This is a genomic window from Aureimonas jatrophae (assembly GCF_900104035.1).
Lineage (GTDB): Bacteria > Pseudomonadota > Alphaproteobacteria > Rhizobiales > Rhizobiaceae > Aureimonas > Aureimonas jatrophae.
On the sequence record NZ_FNIT01000007.1, the window covers coordinates 63,159 to 80,281 of the forward strand.

General features: G+C 70.0%; 18 protein-coding genes and 1 tRNA gene. 10 read left to right on the top strand and 9 right to left on the bottom strand.

Annotated features, from left to right (window positions below; all coding sequences use genetic code 11):
• Positions 1–40: 40 nt before the first annotated feature.
• Complete coding sequence (locus tag BLQ76_RS15310; RefSeq protein ID WP_090674993.1) at positions 41–991, bottom strand: SMP-30/gluconolactonase/LRE family protein; 951 nt, start codon at positions 989–991, stop codon at positions 41–43.
• 345 nt (positions 992–1,336) lie between these two features.
• Here BLQ76_RS15310 and BLQ76_RS15315 point away from each other — a divergent pair, with 345 nt between their 5' ends.
• The 6 genes from BLQ76_RS15315 to BLQ76_RS15340 all read left to right on the top strand — a co-directional run bounded on the left by BLQ76_RS15315 (position 1,337) and on the right by BLQ76_RS15340 (position 7,177).
• Entirely contained in the window at positions 1,337–2,224 is an 888-nt protein-coding gene (locus BLQ76_RS15315) for an outer membrane protein (RefSeq protein WP_090674996.1), read from the top strand.
• 177 nt (positions 2,225–2,401) lie between these two features.
• Positions 2,402–2,659: a hypothetical protein gene (locus tag BLQ76_RS15320; protein WP_090674998.1), complete on the top strand. Its 258-nt coding sequence runs from the start codon at positions 2,402–2,404 to the stop codon at positions 2,657–2,659.
• Positions 2,660–3,191: 532 nt separating this feature from the next.
• Positions 3,192–4,262: a type III polyketide synthase gene (locus tag BLQ76_RS15325; RefSeq protein WP_090675001.1), complete on the top strand. Its 1,071-nt coding sequence runs from the start codon at positions 3,192–3,194 to the stop codon at positions 4,260–4,262.
• 10 nt (positions 4,263–4,272) lie between these two features.
• Positions 4,273–4,983 carry a class I SAM-dependent methyltransferase gene (locus tag BLQ76_RS15330; protein WP_090675004.1) on the top strand — a complete coding sequence of 237 codons (711 nt, stop codon included), beginning with the start codon at positions 4,273–4,275 and terminating at the stop codon, positions 4,981–4,983.
• A complete protein-coding gene (locus BLQ76_RS15335) occupies positions 4,980–6,212 on the top strand; it encodes an NAD(P)/FAD-dependent oxidoreductase (RefSeq protein WP_090675006.1) in 1,233 nt (410 codons plus the stop codon). Before BLQ76_RS15330 ends, BLQ76_RS15335 begins: the two co-directional genes overlap by 4 nt.
• Before the next feature lie 341 nt (positions 6,213–6,553).
• Positions 6,554–7,177 carry a ribonuclease D gene (locus BLQ76_RS15340; protein ID WP_090675009.1) on the top strand — a complete coding sequence of 208 codons (624 nt, stop codon included), beginning with the start codon at positions 6,554–6,556 and terminating at the stop codon, positions 7,175–7,177.
• A 136-nt stretch (positions 7,178–7,313) separates the two neighbouring features.
• On the opposite strand, the gene BLQ76_RS15345 is transcribed toward BLQ76_RS15340, so the two are convergent.
• Positions 7,314–7,922: a GNAT family N-acetyltransferase gene (locus tag BLQ76_RS15345; RefSeq protein WP_090675011.1), complete on the bottom strand. Its 609-nt coding sequence runs from the start codon at positions 7,920–7,922 to the stop codon at positions 7,314–7,316.
• 106 nt (positions 7,923–8,028) lie between these two features.
• Here BLQ76_RS15345 and BLQ76_RS22155 point away from each other — a divergent pair, with 106 nt between their 5' ends.
• Entirely contained in the window at positions 8,029–8,196 is a 168-nt protein-coding gene (locus tag BLQ76_RS22155; protein ID WP_170842613.1) for a hypothetical protein, read from the top strand.
• Between the two features lie 16 nt (positions 8,197–8,212).
• Here BLQ76_RS22155 and BLQ76_RS15350 read toward each other — a convergent pair whose 3' ends face one another.
• The 7 genes from BLQ76_RS15350 to aroA all read right to left on the bottom strand — a co-directional run bounded on the left by BLQ76_RS15350 (position 8,213) and on the right by aroA (position 14,910).
• Entirely contained in the window at positions 8,213–8,584 is a 372-nt protein-coding gene (locus BLQ76_RS15350) for a hypothetical protein (RefSeq protein WP_090675015.1), read from the bottom strand.
• Positions 8,585–8,702: 118 nt separating this feature from the next.
• Positions 8,703–8,888, bottom strand: a complete 186-nt coding sequence (locus BLQ76_RS15355) for a helix-turn-helix transcriptional regulator (RefSeq protein ID WP_139184023.1) — start codon at positions 8,886–8,888, stop codon at positions 8,703–8,705.
• Positions 8,889–9,102: 214 nt separating this feature from the next.
• On the bottom strand, positions 9,103–10,227 hold the full coding sequence (locus BLQ76_RS15360) for a helix-turn-helix transcriptional regulator (RefSeq protein WP_139184024.1): 1,125 nt from the start codon (positions 10,225–10,227) through the stop codon (positions 9,103–9,105).
• Positions 10,228–10,508: 281 nt separating this feature from the next.
• Positions 10,509–12,203 carry a 30S ribosomal protein S1 gene (rpsA, locus tag BLQ76_RS15365; RefSeq protein WP_090675024.1) on the bottom strand — a complete coding sequence of 565 codons (1,695 nt, stop codon included), beginning with the start codon at positions 12,201–12,203 and terminating at the stop codon, positions 10,509–10,511.
• A 232-nt stretch (positions 12,204–12,435) separates the two neighbouring features.
• Positions 12,436–13,080: a (d)CMP kinase gene (gene cmk / locus BLQ76_RS15370; RefSeq protein WP_090675026.1), complete on the bottom strand. Its 645-nt coding sequence runs from the start codon at positions 13,078–13,080 to the stop codon at positions 12,436–12,438.
• Complete coding sequence (locus BLQ76_RS15375; RefSeq protein WP_090675029.1) at positions 13,073–13,558, bottom strand: hypothetical protein; 486 nt, start codon at positions 13,556–13,558, stop codon at positions 13,073–13,075. Before BLQ76_RS15375 ends, cmk begins: the two co-directional genes overlap by 8 nt.
• Positions 13,555–14,910 (bottom strand): 3-phosphoshikimate 1-carboxyvinyltransferase, encoded by a 1,356-nt coding sequence (gene aroA / locus BLQ76_RS15380; protein ID WP_090675031.1) that lies wholly within the window; start codon positions 14,908–14,910, stop codon positions 13,555–13,557. The genes BLQ76_RS15375 and aroA overlap by 4 nt, the downstream gene beginning before the upstream one ends.
• A gap of 281 nt (positions 14,911–15,191) precedes the next feature.
• Here aroA and BLQ76_RS15385 point away from each other — a divergent pair, with 281 nt between their 5' ends.
• The 3 genes from BLQ76_RS15385 to BLQ76_RS15395 all read left to right on the top strand — a co-directional run bounded on the left by BLQ76_RS15385 (position 15,192) and on the right by BLQ76_RS15395 (position 17,113).
• The gene (locus tag BLQ76_RS15385; RefSeq protein ID WP_090675033.1) at positions 15,192–15,614 is read left to right on the top strand and encodes a TIGR02300 family protein; all 423 of its coding nucleotides are present in this window, start codon (positions 15,192–15,194) and stop codon (positions 15,612–15,614) included.
• 129 nt (positions 15,615–15,743) lie between these two features.
• Positions 15,744–15,819, top strand: a tRNA-Ala gene (locus BLQ76_RS15390).
• A gap of 244 nt (positions 15,820–16,063) precedes the next feature.
• Positions 16,064–17,113, top strand: a complete 1,050-nt coding sequence (locus BLQ76_RS15395) for a glycosyltransferase family 2 protein (protein WP_090675036.1) — start codon at positions 16,064–16,066, stop codon at positions 17,111–17,113.
• Positions 17,114–17,123: the final 10 nt, after the last annotated feature.

Below are 17,123 nucleotides of genomic sequence, written 5' to 3' on the forward strand. Positions count from 1 at the left end.
GGGGAGAACCTCGAACAAGCGAAAAGGGAAGCGGAACGCCTCACGCGGCGGCGAGATCGATCGCGTGGATATGCGGCCCCTGCGCGATGAAGAGCTGCCGCCCGTTCGCGCCGCCGAAGGCAAGGTTCGCGCTCGGCCCGGCGGTCGGAATGCGGCCGAGCCGGCGTCCGTCCGGCTGCCAGATCTGGACGCCGTCCGTGCAGGCGGCGAAGACGCGGCCCTGCGCGTCCACCCGCAGGCCGTCCGGCGTGGCGCCGTTCTCGGGTTCGGCGAAGCGCCGGCCCTTGTCCGGCCGTCCGTCGGATGCGAGCGCGAAGGCGTGGATCGCGCGGCCCGCTTCCGGGTTCAAGGCGGCGCCCGCGTCCGACACGTAGAGGATGCCCCCGTCCGGCGAGAAGGCCAGGCCGTTGGGCTGATCGATCGTGTCGATCATCGCCTCCGGCTCACCGCCGGGGGCGATCCGGTAGACGCGCCGCGCCCGCTGTTCGGGCTCGGCCATCAGGCCCTCGTCGGGCTGGCGGATACCGAAGACGGGATCGGTGAACCAGAGCGCGCCGTCGGGCGCGAGCACCACGTCGTTGGGCGAGTTGAGCGGCCGGTCCTCGAACCGCTCCGCCAGCGTCGCGAGCTGACCGTCCGGTTCCCTGCGCACCACGCGGCGGGTCCGGTGCTCGCAGGTCACGAGCCGGCCCTCGCCATCCAGGGCGTTGCCGTTCGCGTTGTTGGAAGGGTCGCGCAGGGTCTGCACCCAGCCGTCCTCCCCCAGCACGTTCAGGGTGTTGCGTCGCACGTCGCTGAACACGAGGCCGCCCAGCGCCGGTGCCCAGCACAGGCCCTCGCACCACCGGCCGCCGGAATACAGGGTCCGAAGCCGCGCGCCGGGGGCCAGAACGGCGGACAGGTCGCCCGATGGCGCAGCCAGCGCCCGTCGGCTCAGCACGAGCCCGACCGCGAGACCGGCCAGAACATGGCGGCGCGTTGCATGGATCATGATGGCTCCCTCCCGTGTCCGGTCGAGGTCAACAACTGGAGCGGCCGCTCGATCCGTCAGCGGGAGGGTAAATTGGACGCGCCCCAACCGATCGCGAGCCAACGTTCACCGAATCGTGAGAACCAGGCCCGGACGATAGCCACGACCGCGCCGGCCCCTACGGCATCGGGCGTCGGCGGGTTCGACACTCGTGGTAGCGGCGCAACGGCGGCGTGTCCGATTCGACACAGCACGGCCGCGCTCGCCCGGGGCCGCCTTGCGGATCCCGCGTGGAACGGGACCATAAGGACCACAGTCGTTTCCGTCCGCCGGCCTGGCGGATCCCTTTTAGAGAGACCGTCCGCCATGCAGCGCCTTCTTCTCGCCCTCGGCCTCAGCGCCGCCTTCGTCACCCCGGTGCTCGCTGCCGACGTGGTCTACGAGGAGCCGGCCGCTCCGATCGCGATCGAGGCCGCCCCGACCTGGACGGGCCTCTACCTCGGCATCCAGGGCGGCGGCGCCTTCCAACCCGACGAGGGCGACGGCCTCGTGATCGCGCCGAGCTTCGGCGCCAACACCGCCGTGCCGGGCCTGACGGCCGCCGCCAACAACGGGTTTGCCGCCAACACGATCGGCGCGGCCTTCGGCAACAGCTTCTCATCGGAGTTCGACTCGAGCTTCATCGGCGGCGCCCATATCGGCTACGACTACCAGGCCGGCAACTTCGTGATCGGCGTCCTGGCCGACATCAACGCGGTCGACATCAAGCGTCGCGACAGCGCCTTCTCCAACACGCCGGCCTTCTACACGGCCGAGCGCTCGCTGGACTACCTGGCGACCGGCCGCCTGCGCGCGGGCTACCTCCTGACGCCGACCGCGCTCGCCTACGCCACGGGCGGTATCGCGTACGGCGAGGTCGACTACGGCTTCTCGACCGACAGCCCGGCGGTCGCCGGCAACGGCCGCTCCACGGCGACGGCGCGCCCCGGCGCCCTGTTCGATGCCGGCAACGAGATCGGCTACTCGGTCGGCGGCGGCGTCGAGGTCAAGATCACGCAGAACATCTCGTTCGGCGCCGAATACCTCTACACCGACCTGGGCGACCGCAACCTCGTGGCGCGTCTCGACGGCGGCCCCTTCGACGGCAACGCGTCCAACGGCGCGGGCTCGACCGGCGGCTTCACCGACTTCGGCACGACCGACACGTTCGACTTCCACACCGTCACCGCGAAGCTGTCCTACCGCTTCAACTGACGCACGCCGGCGGCGCCCCGTCGGGGGCTCCGTCGTTGGTTTCGGGTCGGACGGTTGTCGTCCCCCCATCCGGCCCGGCCGGCTCCGCTCACCGGCGGGGCCGGCCCTTTTTCGTCTGCCTGCAACAAACCGTCCGGGACGCCGTTACAGCCCTTTGGTAGAACTGGGGTGCTGGATATGGACGAGGGGCGAGCGACGCTCGTCTGGGGCGCACGCGACGCCAAGCCTGAACCGGCCGCTTGGCGCGTCGATACGAGCGATACCCGCTCAGCCGCGCTCTGGGCCAATCTCAACCAGGCGATCAACTACGCGATCGGCATGATGCCGGACCGCGAGCCGCAGGGGCTTCACCCCTGGATCCGCACGCCCAGCGGCCACATCTATTCGCCCGCCGCGATCCAGGTCATGTCGGATGCGATGGAGCGTCGCCGCTAGACACCGATCGGTCGTGGACGGACCGCCGAGCCCGTAGCTGGGTCGTCGGCCCACCCTAGGTCACTCACGCCCTGCACCACCGGGCAAGCTCCGCCCGCTTACTCTCGATCGGCCGAGAGTCGCTTCGCGTGCCGCGCGCAGCCTGTGCCGCAAGTCATCTTAGCGGACTCGGATCCTTCGTCCCCTCGCGGCACAGGCCTCGGTCCGGCAGCGCGCCGGTGGTGTCCACTCGCGCAGCCGGATCGATGACGACACCGGCGGCACGCCAAACCCGTCCCCGCAGGATCGAGGCATGGGCCGACGCGGGCGATCTTCGCATCCGGCTATCCGTCGAACCCCGCAAACGCTGGGATCGCGATGGCGGCGCCTCGTGCGGCCAAAGGTCTCCGGCGCGCGGCCCTCGCCGCCGGATCGGCGCGGCCCTAGGATCACGGGGTATCCGCGCTGGCGGAGACCGGGTCCTTCGGCCCGATGCGACATCCCGAGGCGTTTCCGACCTTTCCGGTCCGCCGCAGCCCAAACGGCACGACCGATGACCGACGCCTATCTGAACCGGATCGCCACCGCGGTCCCCCCTTTCGAGGTGCACGACTTCTTTCTGCGCTTTGCCGCCTCCAAGCTGCGGGACGATCCGCGCCGGCAGGCGGTGTTCCGGCGCATGGCCGACCGTGCCGGCATCCGGCACCGCTACTCCGTGATCCCCGCGACCGAGGATCCCGAAGGTCCTGTGATCGATCGCGACGGCCTGTTCCGGCGTGGCGCCTTTCCCTCGACCGCGCGGCGCATGGACCTCTTCGAGCGCACCGCCCCCGAACTTGCCGCGCGGGCCGTCGACGGCCTGGATCTCGGCGAGGGCCGGTCCACCGTCACCCATCTTGTCGTCACCAGCTGCACCGGCTTCTCGGCGCCCGGGCTCGACCTCGAGATCGTCACGCGGGCCGGGCTCGACCCCTCCGTCGAGCGGACCCAGATCGGCTTCATGGGGTGCTACGCGGCGGTGAACGCCCTGAAGCTCGCGCGCCATATCGTGCGCTCCGAGCCCGGTTCTCGCGTGCTGGTGGTCAACCTCGAGCTCTGCACGCTGCACCTCAAGGAAACCGCCGATCTCGAACAGCTCCTGACCTTCTGCCTCTGGGGCGACGGCTGCTCGGCGGCGCTCGTCTCGGCCGAGCCGACCGGCTTCCGGCTCGACAGCTTCCGGGCGCTTCTGGCCGACAACAGCCGCGAGCTGATGAGCTGGGCGGTGCGCGACGACGGATTCGACATGGTGCTCTCGGGCGCCGTGCCCGCCGCCATCGCCGAGGTGCTGGAAACGCGCGGCGGCGAGGTGCTGGGCGAGGTCGCGCCCGAGCGCATCGACCTGTGGGCCGTGCATCCGGGCGGGCGATCCGTGCTGGATGCGGTGGAGCGCGCGCTCCACCTGCCGCCGGATGCGCTCGACGACTCGCGCGCCGTTCTTCAGGACACCGGCAACATGTCCTCGGCGACCGTGATGTTCGTCCTGGAGCGCATGTTGCGGCGGGCGCGTCCGGGCGAGCGCGGCTGCGGCATGGCCTTCGGTCCGGGCCTCACGGCCGAGACCTTCCGCTTCGAGGCGGCCTGAGGCGCGCCGCATGGCCCCGTTGCCGCGCCGGCTCGTGACCGAGCAGCTCGATATTCTCGATCCGGCCGATCCGCTGGCGGTGGGATCGCGGCGCGATCTGGTGCTGGTCAACCGTCTGATGTTCGCCGTCCCCATTGCCGCCCGCCTCCTGCAGCGGCACGTCGCACGGCCGCCACGCCGCATCCTCGAAGTCGGCGCGGGCGACGGTCGCTTCGCGCTCCAGCTGGCGCGTCGCCTGGCGAAACGCTGGCCGGGCGTCGAGATCGTGCTCCTCGACCGGCAGGATCTGGTCACCGCCGAAACGCGTCGTGCCTTCGTCGCGCTCGGCTGGCTCGCGCGCCCGCTTCCGGCCGACGTCTTCGCGCTGCCCGGCGCGCTGGGCCGGGAGGATGCCGGCTTCGATTGCGTCTGCGCGAACCTGTTTCTGCATCACTTCGAGGGCGAGACGCTGCGCCGCCTTCTCGGCCTCCTGTCGTCGCTGGCACCCGTCACGGTCGCGACCGAGCCCCATCGCGACCGCGCCTCGCTTTTCGCCTCGCACCTCCTGGGCGCGCTCGGCGCCAACGCGGTGACGCGCCACGATGCACCGGCCAGCGTGCGGGCCGGGTTTTGCGGACGCGAACTCTCCGCGCATTGGGAGGCAGCGGGCTTCACGCTCCACGAGGGGCGGCACGGCGCCTTCACGCAAGGGTTTGCGGCGGTTCGGGAGGGCAGACGATGACGCGACACGGTTCGAACGAGACGACCGGGATCGGGGACACGTCGACCTTCGACGCGGTGGTGATCGGCGCGGGCCCCGCCGGCTCGGCGAGCGCGATCCTTCTGGCGGAGGCCGGCTGGCGCGTTGCCTTGGTGGAGCGTGCGCGCTTTCCCCGGCGCAAGGTCTGCGGCGAGTTCGTATCGGGCACGAGCCGCCCCGTCCTGCGCGCGCTCGGGCTGGAAGCCGCGTTCGACCGCGAGGCGGGCCCTCCGGTGCGCCGCGTCGTCCTGATGGCCGGCCGGCACGTCGTGGCCGCCCCCATGCCGGCGGGCGCCGGTCTCGGCCGCGCGCTGGGCCGCGACCGGCTGGACCTTCTCCTCGCCGAGCGCGCGGCCAGCCTCGGCGTCACGCTGTTCCAACCCATGCGGGCGACCGGCATCGAGACGGACGCTCGGGGAACCTCGACCCGCATCCGGCTCGAGGGCGCGGCCGGGCATGAGGCCAGCATCACGGCGCGCGTCGCGATCGCGGCCAACGGGTCATGGGAGCGCTCGAACCTGCCGACCGACCTGCCGCGCCGGCATGAGGCGCGCGACGAACTCGGCTTCAAGGCGCATTTTCGCGGCGATCGCCTGCCGGCGGGCGACATGCCGCTTCTCGCGTTCCCGGGCGGATACGGCGGCATGGTGCGCGTGGACGACGGTCGCTTGTCGGTGTCGTGCTGCATCCGCCGCGATGCGCTGGATCATATCCGCCGGGAGGGCGAAAGCGCCGGCGTCGCGGTCGAGCGCCACCTCCGGGCGACGACGCGGGGCATTGCGGAGACGCTGGCAGGGGCGGAACCCGCCGGTGCCTGGCTTGCCGCCGGACCGATCCGGCCGGGCCTGCGCCCCGTCCATGCGGACGGCGTCTTTCGCGCCGGCAACCTGGCGGGCGAGGCCCATCCGGTCGTGGCGGAAGGCATCTCCATGGCGCTTCAGTCGGGATGGCTCCTGGCGCGCGTTCTTCTCGAGGCCGACCTCGACGCGGCGTCCGGCCATGAGGCGGCAGCCGAGCGCTATGCGCGGGCCTATCGCCGGCAGTTCGCGGGGCGCATCCGCGCGGCCGGTCTCTTTGCGGCGCTGGCGCGCCGCCCGTCGGCCCACCGCGCCTTGGCGCCGCTTCTCGTGCGTGCGCCGGTGCTCCTGTCGTTCGGGGCGCGGTTGAGCGGCAAGGCCAGGGCCCTGCCCGAAACCGTCCCGTACGGATAAGCCGGCTTATCCCCAATCCGAAGCCTTCGGTCGGCCGACCGGCGCGCCGAACGAGAAGCCCTGCCCGGCGGCGGAACCGAAGGCGGCGCCCCAACGCACCGGATCGGGACAGCGGGGCCGCAGAGCGTCAGCGGGGTGGTTGCGGGGTGTGGGAAGCGAAGAGCGCATCGGGCTTGTCCTGGAAGCGTTGGTCTGTCGCTCTTGTGCGCCCACGCCGTTTCGGGGCGATGTCGCGAAAGGTTTCGTGGCGCCCGCTCCGGTGAAATGCGCCGGAAACGGTTTCCCCGGCCGGTTTCCTTGCGTAAGAGACCGTCTTCCTCTTCCCGACGAACGAGACACCCATGACGATCCGCGTCCACAAGGGCGACCTGCCCGATCTCGCCCGCTACACGGGAGCGGTCGCGATCGACACCGAGACGCTCGGCCTCGATACGCGCCGCGACCGGCTTTGCGTGGTGCAGCTGTCGCCGGGCGACGGCACCGCCGATGTCGTGCAGATCGCCAAGGGGCAGCGCGAGGCGCCCAACCTGTGCCGGCTCCTGGCCGACCCGGACAAGCGCAAGATCTTCCACTACGCCCGCTTCGACATCGCCGCGCTTTACCATGCCTTCGGCGTCATGACGGAACCGGTCTTCTGCACCAAGATCGCCTCGCGCCTCGTGCGCACCTATACGGATCGGCACGGGCTGAAGGATCTGGCCAAGGAACTGATCGGCGTCGATCTCTCCAAGCAGCAGCAGAGCTCGGACTGGGCGGCCGAGACGCTGACGCCGGCCCAGCTCGATTATGCCGCCTCCGACGTCCTGTATCTCCACGACCTCATGGCGGTGCTGCGCCAGCGGCTGGAGCGCGAGGACCGGCTGGAACTGGCCGAGGCCAGCTTCCGCTATCTCCCGACGCGCGCCAGGCTGGATCTTCTCGGCTGGGACGAGGAGGACATCTTCTCCCACTCCGTCGCGCGCTGACGCCAACCGAGGACGATGGATCCCGCCCCGCGGGCCGACGCGCCCGCCGGCCGCCCAGACCGGTCCCTGTGGGGGCGCACGCGCGGTCCGCGTCCCACGGCTCGTTCCCGGGCCGAGATGTCGACCCGGCCGGGGACTACTCGAAGATCGGCACGTGCGGCGCGGTCTCGCGCGGCAGCGCGCCGTTGAGGCGCGGATCGGGCGCGATCTCGATCTCCTGCGCGACCGGCTGGAACCCGGTGCGGCGATAGAAGTCCAGCGCGCGCGGGTGGTCGATCGTGTTGGTGTGGAGCCAGACGCGTCGGACGCCCTCGTGCGCGAAGGCACGGTCCAGCGCGACGTTCATCAGGCGGCGCGCGGCGCCGGTCCCCTGCAGATCGCGCGCGACGCCGAAATACTTGATCTCGCACGCACCGTCCTGCGTGAAGTCGAGCTCCAGAATGCCCTCGTCGCGGTCGTCCAGCCGGTAGGCATGCACCTCGGTCAGGGGCGAGGCGAGGATCGCGGCGAGCTCCTCGCGGCTCATGTAGAGGCGCGAGAACCAAAGGTGGTCGGCGCCTACGTGCCGATAAAGACGAAGATAGGCATCGACGTCGATGCCCGGACGCCGCTCGACCGAGCCTGCAAGGTCCAACGGTTCGGGTCGAGGCGCGGGTCGCGTTCGGCACTCCAGCGTCGTCGCGACCGCCGCGATCATGCCGCGCTCCACCGGTTGGAAGCGAGCCGGCGTTTGTGTGGCGTTCATGCGTACCCCCCGCTGCCTGTCCCGTCCTGCCCATGGCATGGGACGGCAAACGGGGGAACCCCGAAGCCGAGCGGCATGTTGGTGACAAAAACCTGGGAGGTGTCGCATGAGCCGACGACGCGAGGAGGATATCTCACCTGCCGAGGCCCAGAACACCGGGCCGTTCCACCGGTCTCCGCCGGGCCCGCCGGAGCGGCGCGATCCGTCTCCGGCCTCCGATGCCGTGTCCCCCCTGCGCCCGGGCGGGGAAGCGGAAGCGCGAGACGACCTCTAGCCGGGCCGTCGCGATCTCAGCGGCGCGGACGCCGGTAGTCCGCGTCGCGGTCGAATTCCGGCGACGCGATGCCCTCGTCGCTGAGATTGTGGCACCAGGACTCGATCCGCTCCACGGACTGGATGTAGCGCGACTTGGTCGCGTAGAAGGCGATCTGCGCGGCGTAGATCAGCTGGATCAGGAACCAGGACGCCAGAACCGACAGGCCCATCTGCCACCCCGTCCCGCCGAGCGCCCAGGCCGTTGCGGCCGCCAGGGCGCCGATCACCGGCATGGCGACGAGAAGCGTCACGACATGGACGGGGCGTCCTGCGGACGAACGGTCGGCGACCGCATGGAAGCGGGCGCGACTTGGTTCGGTCACAAGGCTGGTCGAGTCCTGGCTCATGATCCTAGTCCGGTTTCAAGGGCAGGCGGGACATCCGCGGTCCCTTCGCACTTGCACAACTAAGGGGTGTTTCGTCATCACCCGTTCGGGTGAAGCGAGGTGGGATTTTTCGTCAAGGTTACTGCCGGGCGGTCGCCAGAAGGCGGATCACGAGCTCGGCTTGGCGGTTCGTCTGGGTCTTGGCGAAGAGCGCCTTGAGGTGCGTACGGGCCGTTTCGATGCTGATGCCGAGATGACGCGAAGCGTCCTGCAAACTCATGGGCTTAAGCATCAGCACGGCGAGCCGCGACTCGGCCGGGGTCATGCCCCAGGCCGTCCGCATGTCCTCCACTGTCGGAAGTTCGACCTCCGATCTCCTCTGGCTTTCCTGCATCCCTCCGGAAGCGACCCTTCGACGCAAAAACTGGATAATGAAGTCTTACCTATACACGCATGAAGGGAGACTCGCTTCATCCCCCGTTCGGGGGATATACCGAACGGTGGTTAATCACGTGAACGTGATAAAACGCGAGGTCGTGTCATTTTGTCCCAGACAGGAGACGCACGACGAGTTCGGTCTGGCCATGCGTCCCGGTCTTGTTGAACAGGGACTTCAGATGGGAACGCGCGGTTTCGTGGCGGATGCCGAGTTGCGAGGCGGCCTCGGCCAATGACAGCGGCTGGACCAGGAGCAGCGCGAGGCGCGTTTCGGCGGGCGTGAGATCGAAGGTCCGCGCCAGCGCCTGGGCGCCCTGCGGGCCGGCGTCCGTCCGCAGCGTCAGGACCACCGCCACCCCTCGATCCAGGTTGAAGGTCGGAAGGCCGCGTTGCACGGCGACGGCACTCAAACGCCACGGGGGACGACCGCCCACCCGTCGCAGGCGGATCGTCGGATCGTCGGATCCGGGCCGCACGCGGGCGGCAAGGGCGTCTGCGACGAACCGCTCGAAGCTCCCCTGGTCCTGCGCATGGGCGGCTTCGAGCCGCCCCCAGCGCGCAACCAGACCATCGCGCGCCGCCAGCAGGGCGTCCGCCGCCCCGTTCGTGCCGCGAACCCTCCCGTCGGGCCCGAGCGTGATGACCGCGACGTCCAGCTGGTCGAGCGCGCTGGTCGTGGCCCGCAGCTCGGCGGTCGCCTGCCGGAGCCGGTCGCCGGCGCGAACGGCCCGGTTGACGGCGCGCGCCAGTAGGTCGAACTCCGCCTGCTCGCGAGAGGACGCCGCGCCCGCCGCGCGGTCTCGCCAGAACACGAAGGTCAACGTGCCGTCGTCGCGGTCCTGCAGGAACTGGGCAATCACGTGGTGGAAGCCCTGCGCCTCCTGCCAGTCGGCGACTAACTCGCGTTCCCCGACGGCGAGGGGGCCACGGCAGTCCGCCTCCGTAATGATGCGGCCGGGTTCCCGCAATTCGGGACGGTTCAGGTAGGGATTGCCGGCGGCATAGTGCTGGAAGTAGCTCTCGATCCAGCCGGCGCCGTAGTTCAGCATGTGACCGAACTCGGTCGGCGGCAAGCTCGGTGTCTCCGGCTGGCGGCTTTGCACGTAGATCGCGCCCGCAGCGGCGCGCGTGTGTTCAAGAACCCGCTCGGTCACCTCGCGCCAGAGCGTGCCGTCGACGCTGGCCTCGCCGATCAGGTCCAGCGTTTCGCTCAGGTCATGGCGCATCAGACCCATCTGTCCCGCCCGTTTGGTGTCGCCGCATCTCTTATCGTGCCATATGTTTCCTAACGAGGATCTTTCCCGGCTACCAGACTTCGAGACAATCCGAACGGTCGCGGGTCGGCGGGTGATGCCAATCTGTCAACCGTCGATCGCGGGAGTGCCGATGTTTGCGGTCGCCGCAGCGTCCGGTGCGCACCGGCCTTGTCATGAAAAAGCCCGCGCCGGTCTCCCGGCGCGGGCTCGTGTTTCACGTGAAACCCGGACGCCCGAGGGCGTCGCGCGGTTTACTCGGTGTCGCGCTTGTTCATCGCGGCGGCGAGGATGTCGCCGAGCGAGGCGCCGGAGTCGGTGGAACCGTACTGCGCGACGGCTTCCTTCTCCTCGGCGATCTGCAGCGCCTTGATCGACACGCCGACGCGACGCGCCTTCTTGTCGAACTGCGTGATGCGCGCATCGACCTTCTGACCGACCTGGAACTTCTCCGGGCGCTGGTCGTCGCGGTCGCGGCCGAGGTCGGAGCGACGGATGAAGGCCGACAGGTCGGTGTCCACGATCTGGACCTCAATGCCGCCCTCGTTCACGCTCGTGACCTCGCAGGTGACGATCGAGCCGCGGCGCATCTCGCCGCTCTCGGCCGCGGTGGCGAAGCTGTCGCCGCCGACCTGCTTGATGCCGAGCGAAATCCGCTCCTTCTCGACGTCGACGTCGAGAACCTGGGCCCGCACCATGTCGCCCTTGTTGTACTCCTCGATGACCTGCTCGCCCGGACGGTTCCAGTCGAGGTCGGAGAGGTGCACCATGCCGTCGACGTCGTTCTCGAGACCGACGAACAGACCGAACTCGGTCTTGTTCTTGACCTCGCCCTCGACGATCGTGCCGACCGGGAACTGGTCGCGGAACGCTTCCCAGGGGTTCTGGAGCGTCTGCTTGAGGCCGAGCGAGATGCGGCGCTTGACCGGATCCACCTCGAGCACAACCACTTCGACTTCCTGCGAGGTCGACAGGATCTTGCCGGGATGGACGTTCTTCTTGGTCCACGACATCTCGGAAACGTGGATCAGGCCCTCGATCCCCGGCTCCAGTTCCACGAAGGCGCCGTAGTCGGTGATGTTGGTGACGCGACCCGTGACCTTGACGCCCATCGGGTACTTGACCCCGATGCCTTCCCAAGGATCGGCTTCCAGCTGCTTCATGCCCAGCGAGATGCGGTGCGTCTCCTGGTTGATGCGGATGATCTGGACGCGCACCGTCTGGCCGATCTGCAGGATCTCGGTCGGATGGTTCACGCGGCGCCACGCCATGTCGGTGACGTGGAGCAGACCGTCGATGCCGCCGAGGTCGACGAACGCACCGTAGTCGGTGATGTTCTTGACCACGCCCTCGACGACCTGACCCTCTTCGAGGTTCTGGACGATCTCGGAGCGCTGCTCGGCGCGCGACTCTTCGAGGACCGTGCGGCGCGACACGACGATGTTGCCGCGGCGCTTGTCCATCTTGAGGATCTGGAACGGCTGCGGCGTGTTCATCAGCGGGCCGACGTCGCGGATCGGGCGGATGTCGACCTGGGAGCGCGGGAGGAAGGCCACGGCGCCGTCGAGGTCGACCGTGAAGCCGCCCTTGACCTGGTTGAAGATCTGGCCTTCGACCTTCTCGCCGGCGTTGAACTTGACCTCGAGCTTGACCCAGCTCTCCTCGCGGCGCGCCTTGTCGCGCGACAGGACGGCCTCGCCCAGCGCGTTCTCGATGCGCTCGACATACACCTCGACGGTGTCGCCGACCTGAAGCTCGGTGGCGCGGCCGCCGAACTCCTTGAGGGCCACGCGGCCCTCGACCTTCAGACCGGCGTCGATAACCGCCATGTCCTTCTCGATCGCGACCACGGTTCCCTTGACGACGGCGCCTTCGGCGACATCCTGCTCGTGGAACGAGGCTTCGAGAAGCGCGGCGAAATCGTCGCGCGAAACTGCTGCGTTGGACATTCGTTCTCCTAAAGGTCCCCAGGACGCGCCGGGCGCGGATCGGGGGACGGGCGCCTTCGGTTCGTGTTGCGGATGCCGGATCGGCGGTCCCGTTCCGGCCGGAAGGGCGGGAACAAGCGGACGAGGCCTCCATCGGGAAGATCGTCCGCACTCGGCGCGAGGACCGGCCGGCGGCGGTGTCATGCGAATGCGGCCCGGCCGCCCGCTCCTGTGCGAAGCCGGCCGTCGAGCCTTACGGGATCCTAGGTGGCGATGCGTCGACGATCGCGCAAGCCGCCCGGAACGCCGCTTCTATATCCAAGTCGCTGGTGTCCAGCAAGCGTGCGTCGCTGGCGGGGCGCAGCGGCGCGGTGCTGCGGCCGGAATCGCGCGCGTCGCGCTGGCGGACCTCATCGAGAATCTGCGCGTAGTCGACGCCCCGCCCCTTGGCCAGGAGCTCGTCGGTGCGCCGGCGCGCGCGCACCTCCGCGCTCGCGGTGACGAAGATCTTCACCGGTGCCTGCGGGCAGATCACGGTGCCGATGTCGCGGCCGTCCAGCACGGCGCCGCCGGGGCGGCGGGCGAAGTCGCGCTGAAAGTCGGTGAGCGCCGTGCGCACGGACGGGTGCGCGGCCACGCGGCTCGCCCACTCGCCCGCCTCGTGGCCGCGCAAGGATCCGTCGTCGAGATGGCTCGGCACGAGCTCGCGCGCGAGCCGGCCCGCGGCCTCGGCGTCGTCTGGGTCGACGCCGCGCTCGCGCGCAAGCCGTCCCACCGCGCGGTAGAGGAGCCCCGTGTCGAGATAGCCGAGGCCGTAGTGCTCGGCGAGGCGCTTGGCGAGCGTGCCCTTGCCGGCGGCGGCCGGTCCGTCGATCGCGATCACGTAAGGATCAGTCATTCGGTCCGCTCCCCTCGTCCACGCCCCTGCGGCTCGCCTGGCGAAAACCCGTCTCGCCCGGCTCGTCCTCGTTCTTGTAGCCGCTCGTGCCGAAGCGCAACGGCTCGTCGCGCACTCCGGTGAACCATCCCGATGCCACGGCGACCAGCGCGACGAGCCGCCCGAGGACGAAGGGGATCGCGAGAAAGAACAGGATGCCCGCCACCGAGCCCAGCGTCCACAGCGCGCTCAAGGCGGCGCGAAGCGTCGGGCTCGGCACGGTGACGGGCCAGTTCTCGGGAAGGGTGCCGGAGAAGCGGACCGCGAGCGCTGCCGCCACCAGCGTCGGCAGCACAAGCTTCGGGAGCATGAGCACGAGCGCGGACCGCTGCTGCACGGCGGCCTGCGCGTGAAGCCGGCCCGCGAGGCTCCGGCCGTAGATGAAGGCGAGCGGCGCGAAGAACAGAAGAAGCAGTGCGCCCGCCAGCGGCGTCGTCACCCCACCGGCTCCAGCGTACCGCCGAGCGTCGCGACCAGCCCCTCGAACTCCGGAAAGCTCGTCGCGATCATGCGCGCGTCGTCCACCGCCACGGGCTTCTCGGTGGCCAGCCCCATCACCAGGAAGCTCATGGCGATGCGGTGGTCGAGATGGGTCAGAACCCGCCCGCCGCCGAGGCCGGAGCCGTCCGGTCGGCCCGTCACAGTGAGCCAGTCCGGCCCCTCCTGGTGCCGGACGCCGTTCGCCTCGAGCCCCGCCGCGACCGCCGCCAGACGGTCGCTCTCCTTGACGCGCAGCTCCTCCAGCCCGTTCATCCGCGTCGTGCCGTCCGCAAAGGCGCTGGCCACGGCGAGAACGGGGTATTCGTCGATCATCGAGGGCGCGCGACCGGCCGGCACGTCGACGCCCCGCAGAGCGGAGTGGTGCACGCGCAGGTCCGCGACCTCCTCGCCGCCCGACACGCGCGGGTCGAGGATCTCGATCGCGGCGCCCATCTCGCGCAGCGTCTGGATGAGCCCGGTGCGCGTCGGGTTCATGAGCGCGTTGCGGATCGTGACGTCGGAGCCCGGGGTGATCAGGGCCGCCACCACGAGGAAGGCCGCCGAGGACGGATCGCCCGGCACCACGAAGTCCGGCACGCCGCGCAACTCGCCCTGTCCGTGGAGACGGATCGTGCGAACGCCCGCCGCGTCCGTATCGACCTCGACGCGCGCGCCGAAGCCCTCCAGCATCCGCTCCGTGTGGTCGCGCGTCATCACCGGCTCCACCACCGTGGTGATGCCGGGCGCGTTGAGGCCCGCGAGCAGGACGGCGGACTTCACCTGCGCCGAGGCCATGGGCACGCGGTAGCGGATCGGGGCGGCCACCGGCGGCCCCTGCAGGGTCAGCGGCAGGCGGTCGCGCGAGCGGGCCAGGACCTGGGTGCCCATCTCGCGGAGCGGGTCGAGCACGCGGCCCATGGGCCGGCCCGACAGCGAGGCGTCGCCCACGAACGTGGCGGAGAAGTTGTAGGTGCCCACCAAACCCATGGTGAGGCGCGATCCGGTGCCCGCGTTGCCGAAGTCGAGCACGCCCTCGGGCTCGAGCAGGCAGCCGTTGCCAACCCCGTCGATCACCCAGGCTTCGCCGTCGCGCTCGATCCGGGCGCCCATCTGGCGCATCGCGCGGCCCGTCGCCAGGACGTCCTCGCCCTCGAGCAGCCCCGTGACGCGGGTGCGCCCGGCCGCCAGTCCGCCGAACAGAAAGGCGCGGTGCGAGATGGACTTGTCGCCCGGAACCGTCACCGTCCCCTGGAGCGCGCCGGTTCGGCGGGCGGCAAGCGGACGGGGCGGGCTCTCGTGGTCGGCGGTCATGGGCGGGCTCCCGGACGGGGTCGGACGGGGCGCGCGGAGCCGGGGCGGGCCCCGTGCGCCAGGGGGTTCGGCGCCCGCCTATCATGGACGCCGGGCCGGCCAAAGCGTCTTTTGACAAGCCCTGGCCGACGCCGTATGGGACCCGACCGATCCTGATCGAGTCCTCTGCGTGCCTGCGCGTCCCCTCCCGCGAAGGGCCCGGCACCCACCGCGATGGGCTTGGCCTCGGGTCTTGGCCGCGCGAAACTCTCCCAGGCGACCCCCACGAAGGCGACACACGAATGGCAAAACCCGAACTCGGCACCAAGCGCGTCGACCCGGAAACGGGCCGCAAGTTCTACGACCTCAACAAGGACCCGATCGTCTCGCCCTTCACGGGCAAGGAGTATCCGCTCTCGTACTTCGAGACCGTGAAGGCGACGGCCTCGCGCGTGTCGCGCGCCGAGGAGCGCGAGGAGGAAGAGACCGAGGAGACCACGGAGGTCGCCGACGGCGACGAGGAGACCGTCTCGCTGTCGGAGGTCGAGGACGACGAGGACGCGAACGCCAAGGGCTCCGACCTGCCGAACGTCGACGGCGACGAGGACGACGACGTGGCGGACGACGATAGCGACGACGACGACACGTTCCTCGAGACCGACGAGGACGAGGACGGCGACATGACCGACATCATCGGCGGCGGCCGCGAGGACGACGACGCCTGATCCGACGGGGGGACGCGCGGGCCGGATTTTTTAGCTTGCGCTTCCCCCCGGCATCGCATACCTAGCCGCCACACGACGACGGGGCCGCACCCAAGGGCCTTCGTCGGATGCCGCACCAGGGGCGGCAACGGGGCCATAGCTCAGTTGGGAGAGCGCTTGAATGGCATTCAAGAGGTCGTCGGTTCGATCCCGATTGGCTCCACCATGATTTCAGAAAAGACCGATATCCCAGACCGGATGTCGGTCTTTTTTGCGTCGGGGTGCCGGTTCGGGCCGCCGGTCCGACCCTTGCCGCGGGCCGGGCGTCCCGGTAGGGATGGCGGAAAGGGGCGCCGATCCGCGTTCCCCCCTGTTGCGGTTCGAGCACCGGCCCGCCGGCGGTTTTCCGGGGTCCCCTGCGCGTTCGTCCCGGAACCGGCGGTGGGCGTCGTTGCGTGAACGGAGTTCCCATGCCCACCGATCTGTCGCCTTCCGATCCGGCGTCCCCCGACTTGTCGATCGTTGCGATCATCCCGCTCTACAACGGCGCCGAGTTCATCGAGCGCTCGGTGCGCACGGTGCTGGCCCAGACGCTTCTGCCCGACGAGTTCCTGGTGGTGGACGACGGCTCGAGCGACGGGGGCGCCGCGATCGTGGAGCGGCTGGCGGCCGAGTTCCCGCTGATCCGGCTCGTGCGCAAGGAGAACGGCGGACAATCCTCGGCGCGCAACCTCGGCGTCCGGGAGTCGCGCTCCGCCCTGATCGCGCTTCTCGACCAGGACGACGGCTGGCATCCCGACCACCTGGAGGAGTTGCGCAAGCCCTTCGAGGCGGACCGGCTGGAGCGGCTCGGCTGGGTCTACAGCGACCTCGACCATTGCGACCGCCACGCCCGGCTGAAGACGCGCGAGCTTCTCGCCAAGCTGCACCACGAGCACCCCAAGACGCGCCTCGCCGAGGCGCTGGCGGACGACATGTTCATCCTGCCCTCCTCCAGCCTGATCCGGCGCCGCGCCTTCGAGGCGGTGGGCGGCTTCGACGAGCGCCTGTCGGGCTACGAGGACGACGACCTGTTCCTGCGCCTGTTCCATGCGGGCTGGCGCAACGAGTTCGTGCCCAAGGCCCTGTCGTTCTGGTGCATCTATCCCGGCTCCACCTCGTTCACGCCGCGCATGGCGCGCTCGCGCCTCATCTACATGCGCAAGCTCGTGGAAACCTTCGGCGCCGACGAGAGCTGGGACACGAACCCGGTGAGCCACCTCATCGCGCCGCGCTTCCTGCGGCTGCTTCGCGGCGAGCTCGACCGCGCGGCCCGCACCAACAACGAGGCGCTGCACCGGCAGACCCTGGCCGACCTCGAGGAGGTCCTGCCGCTCCTGCCGCCCAACCACCGGCGCAAGATGCAGATGCTTCTCGCCACCAAGCGCAACATGCGCTTCAACCGCTGGACGCGCCAGAACAACGTCGCGCGCTTCGTGCTCGGCCCCTGGCGTCTCCTGATGCGCCCGTTCCGGATCTAGGGGCCCGGCT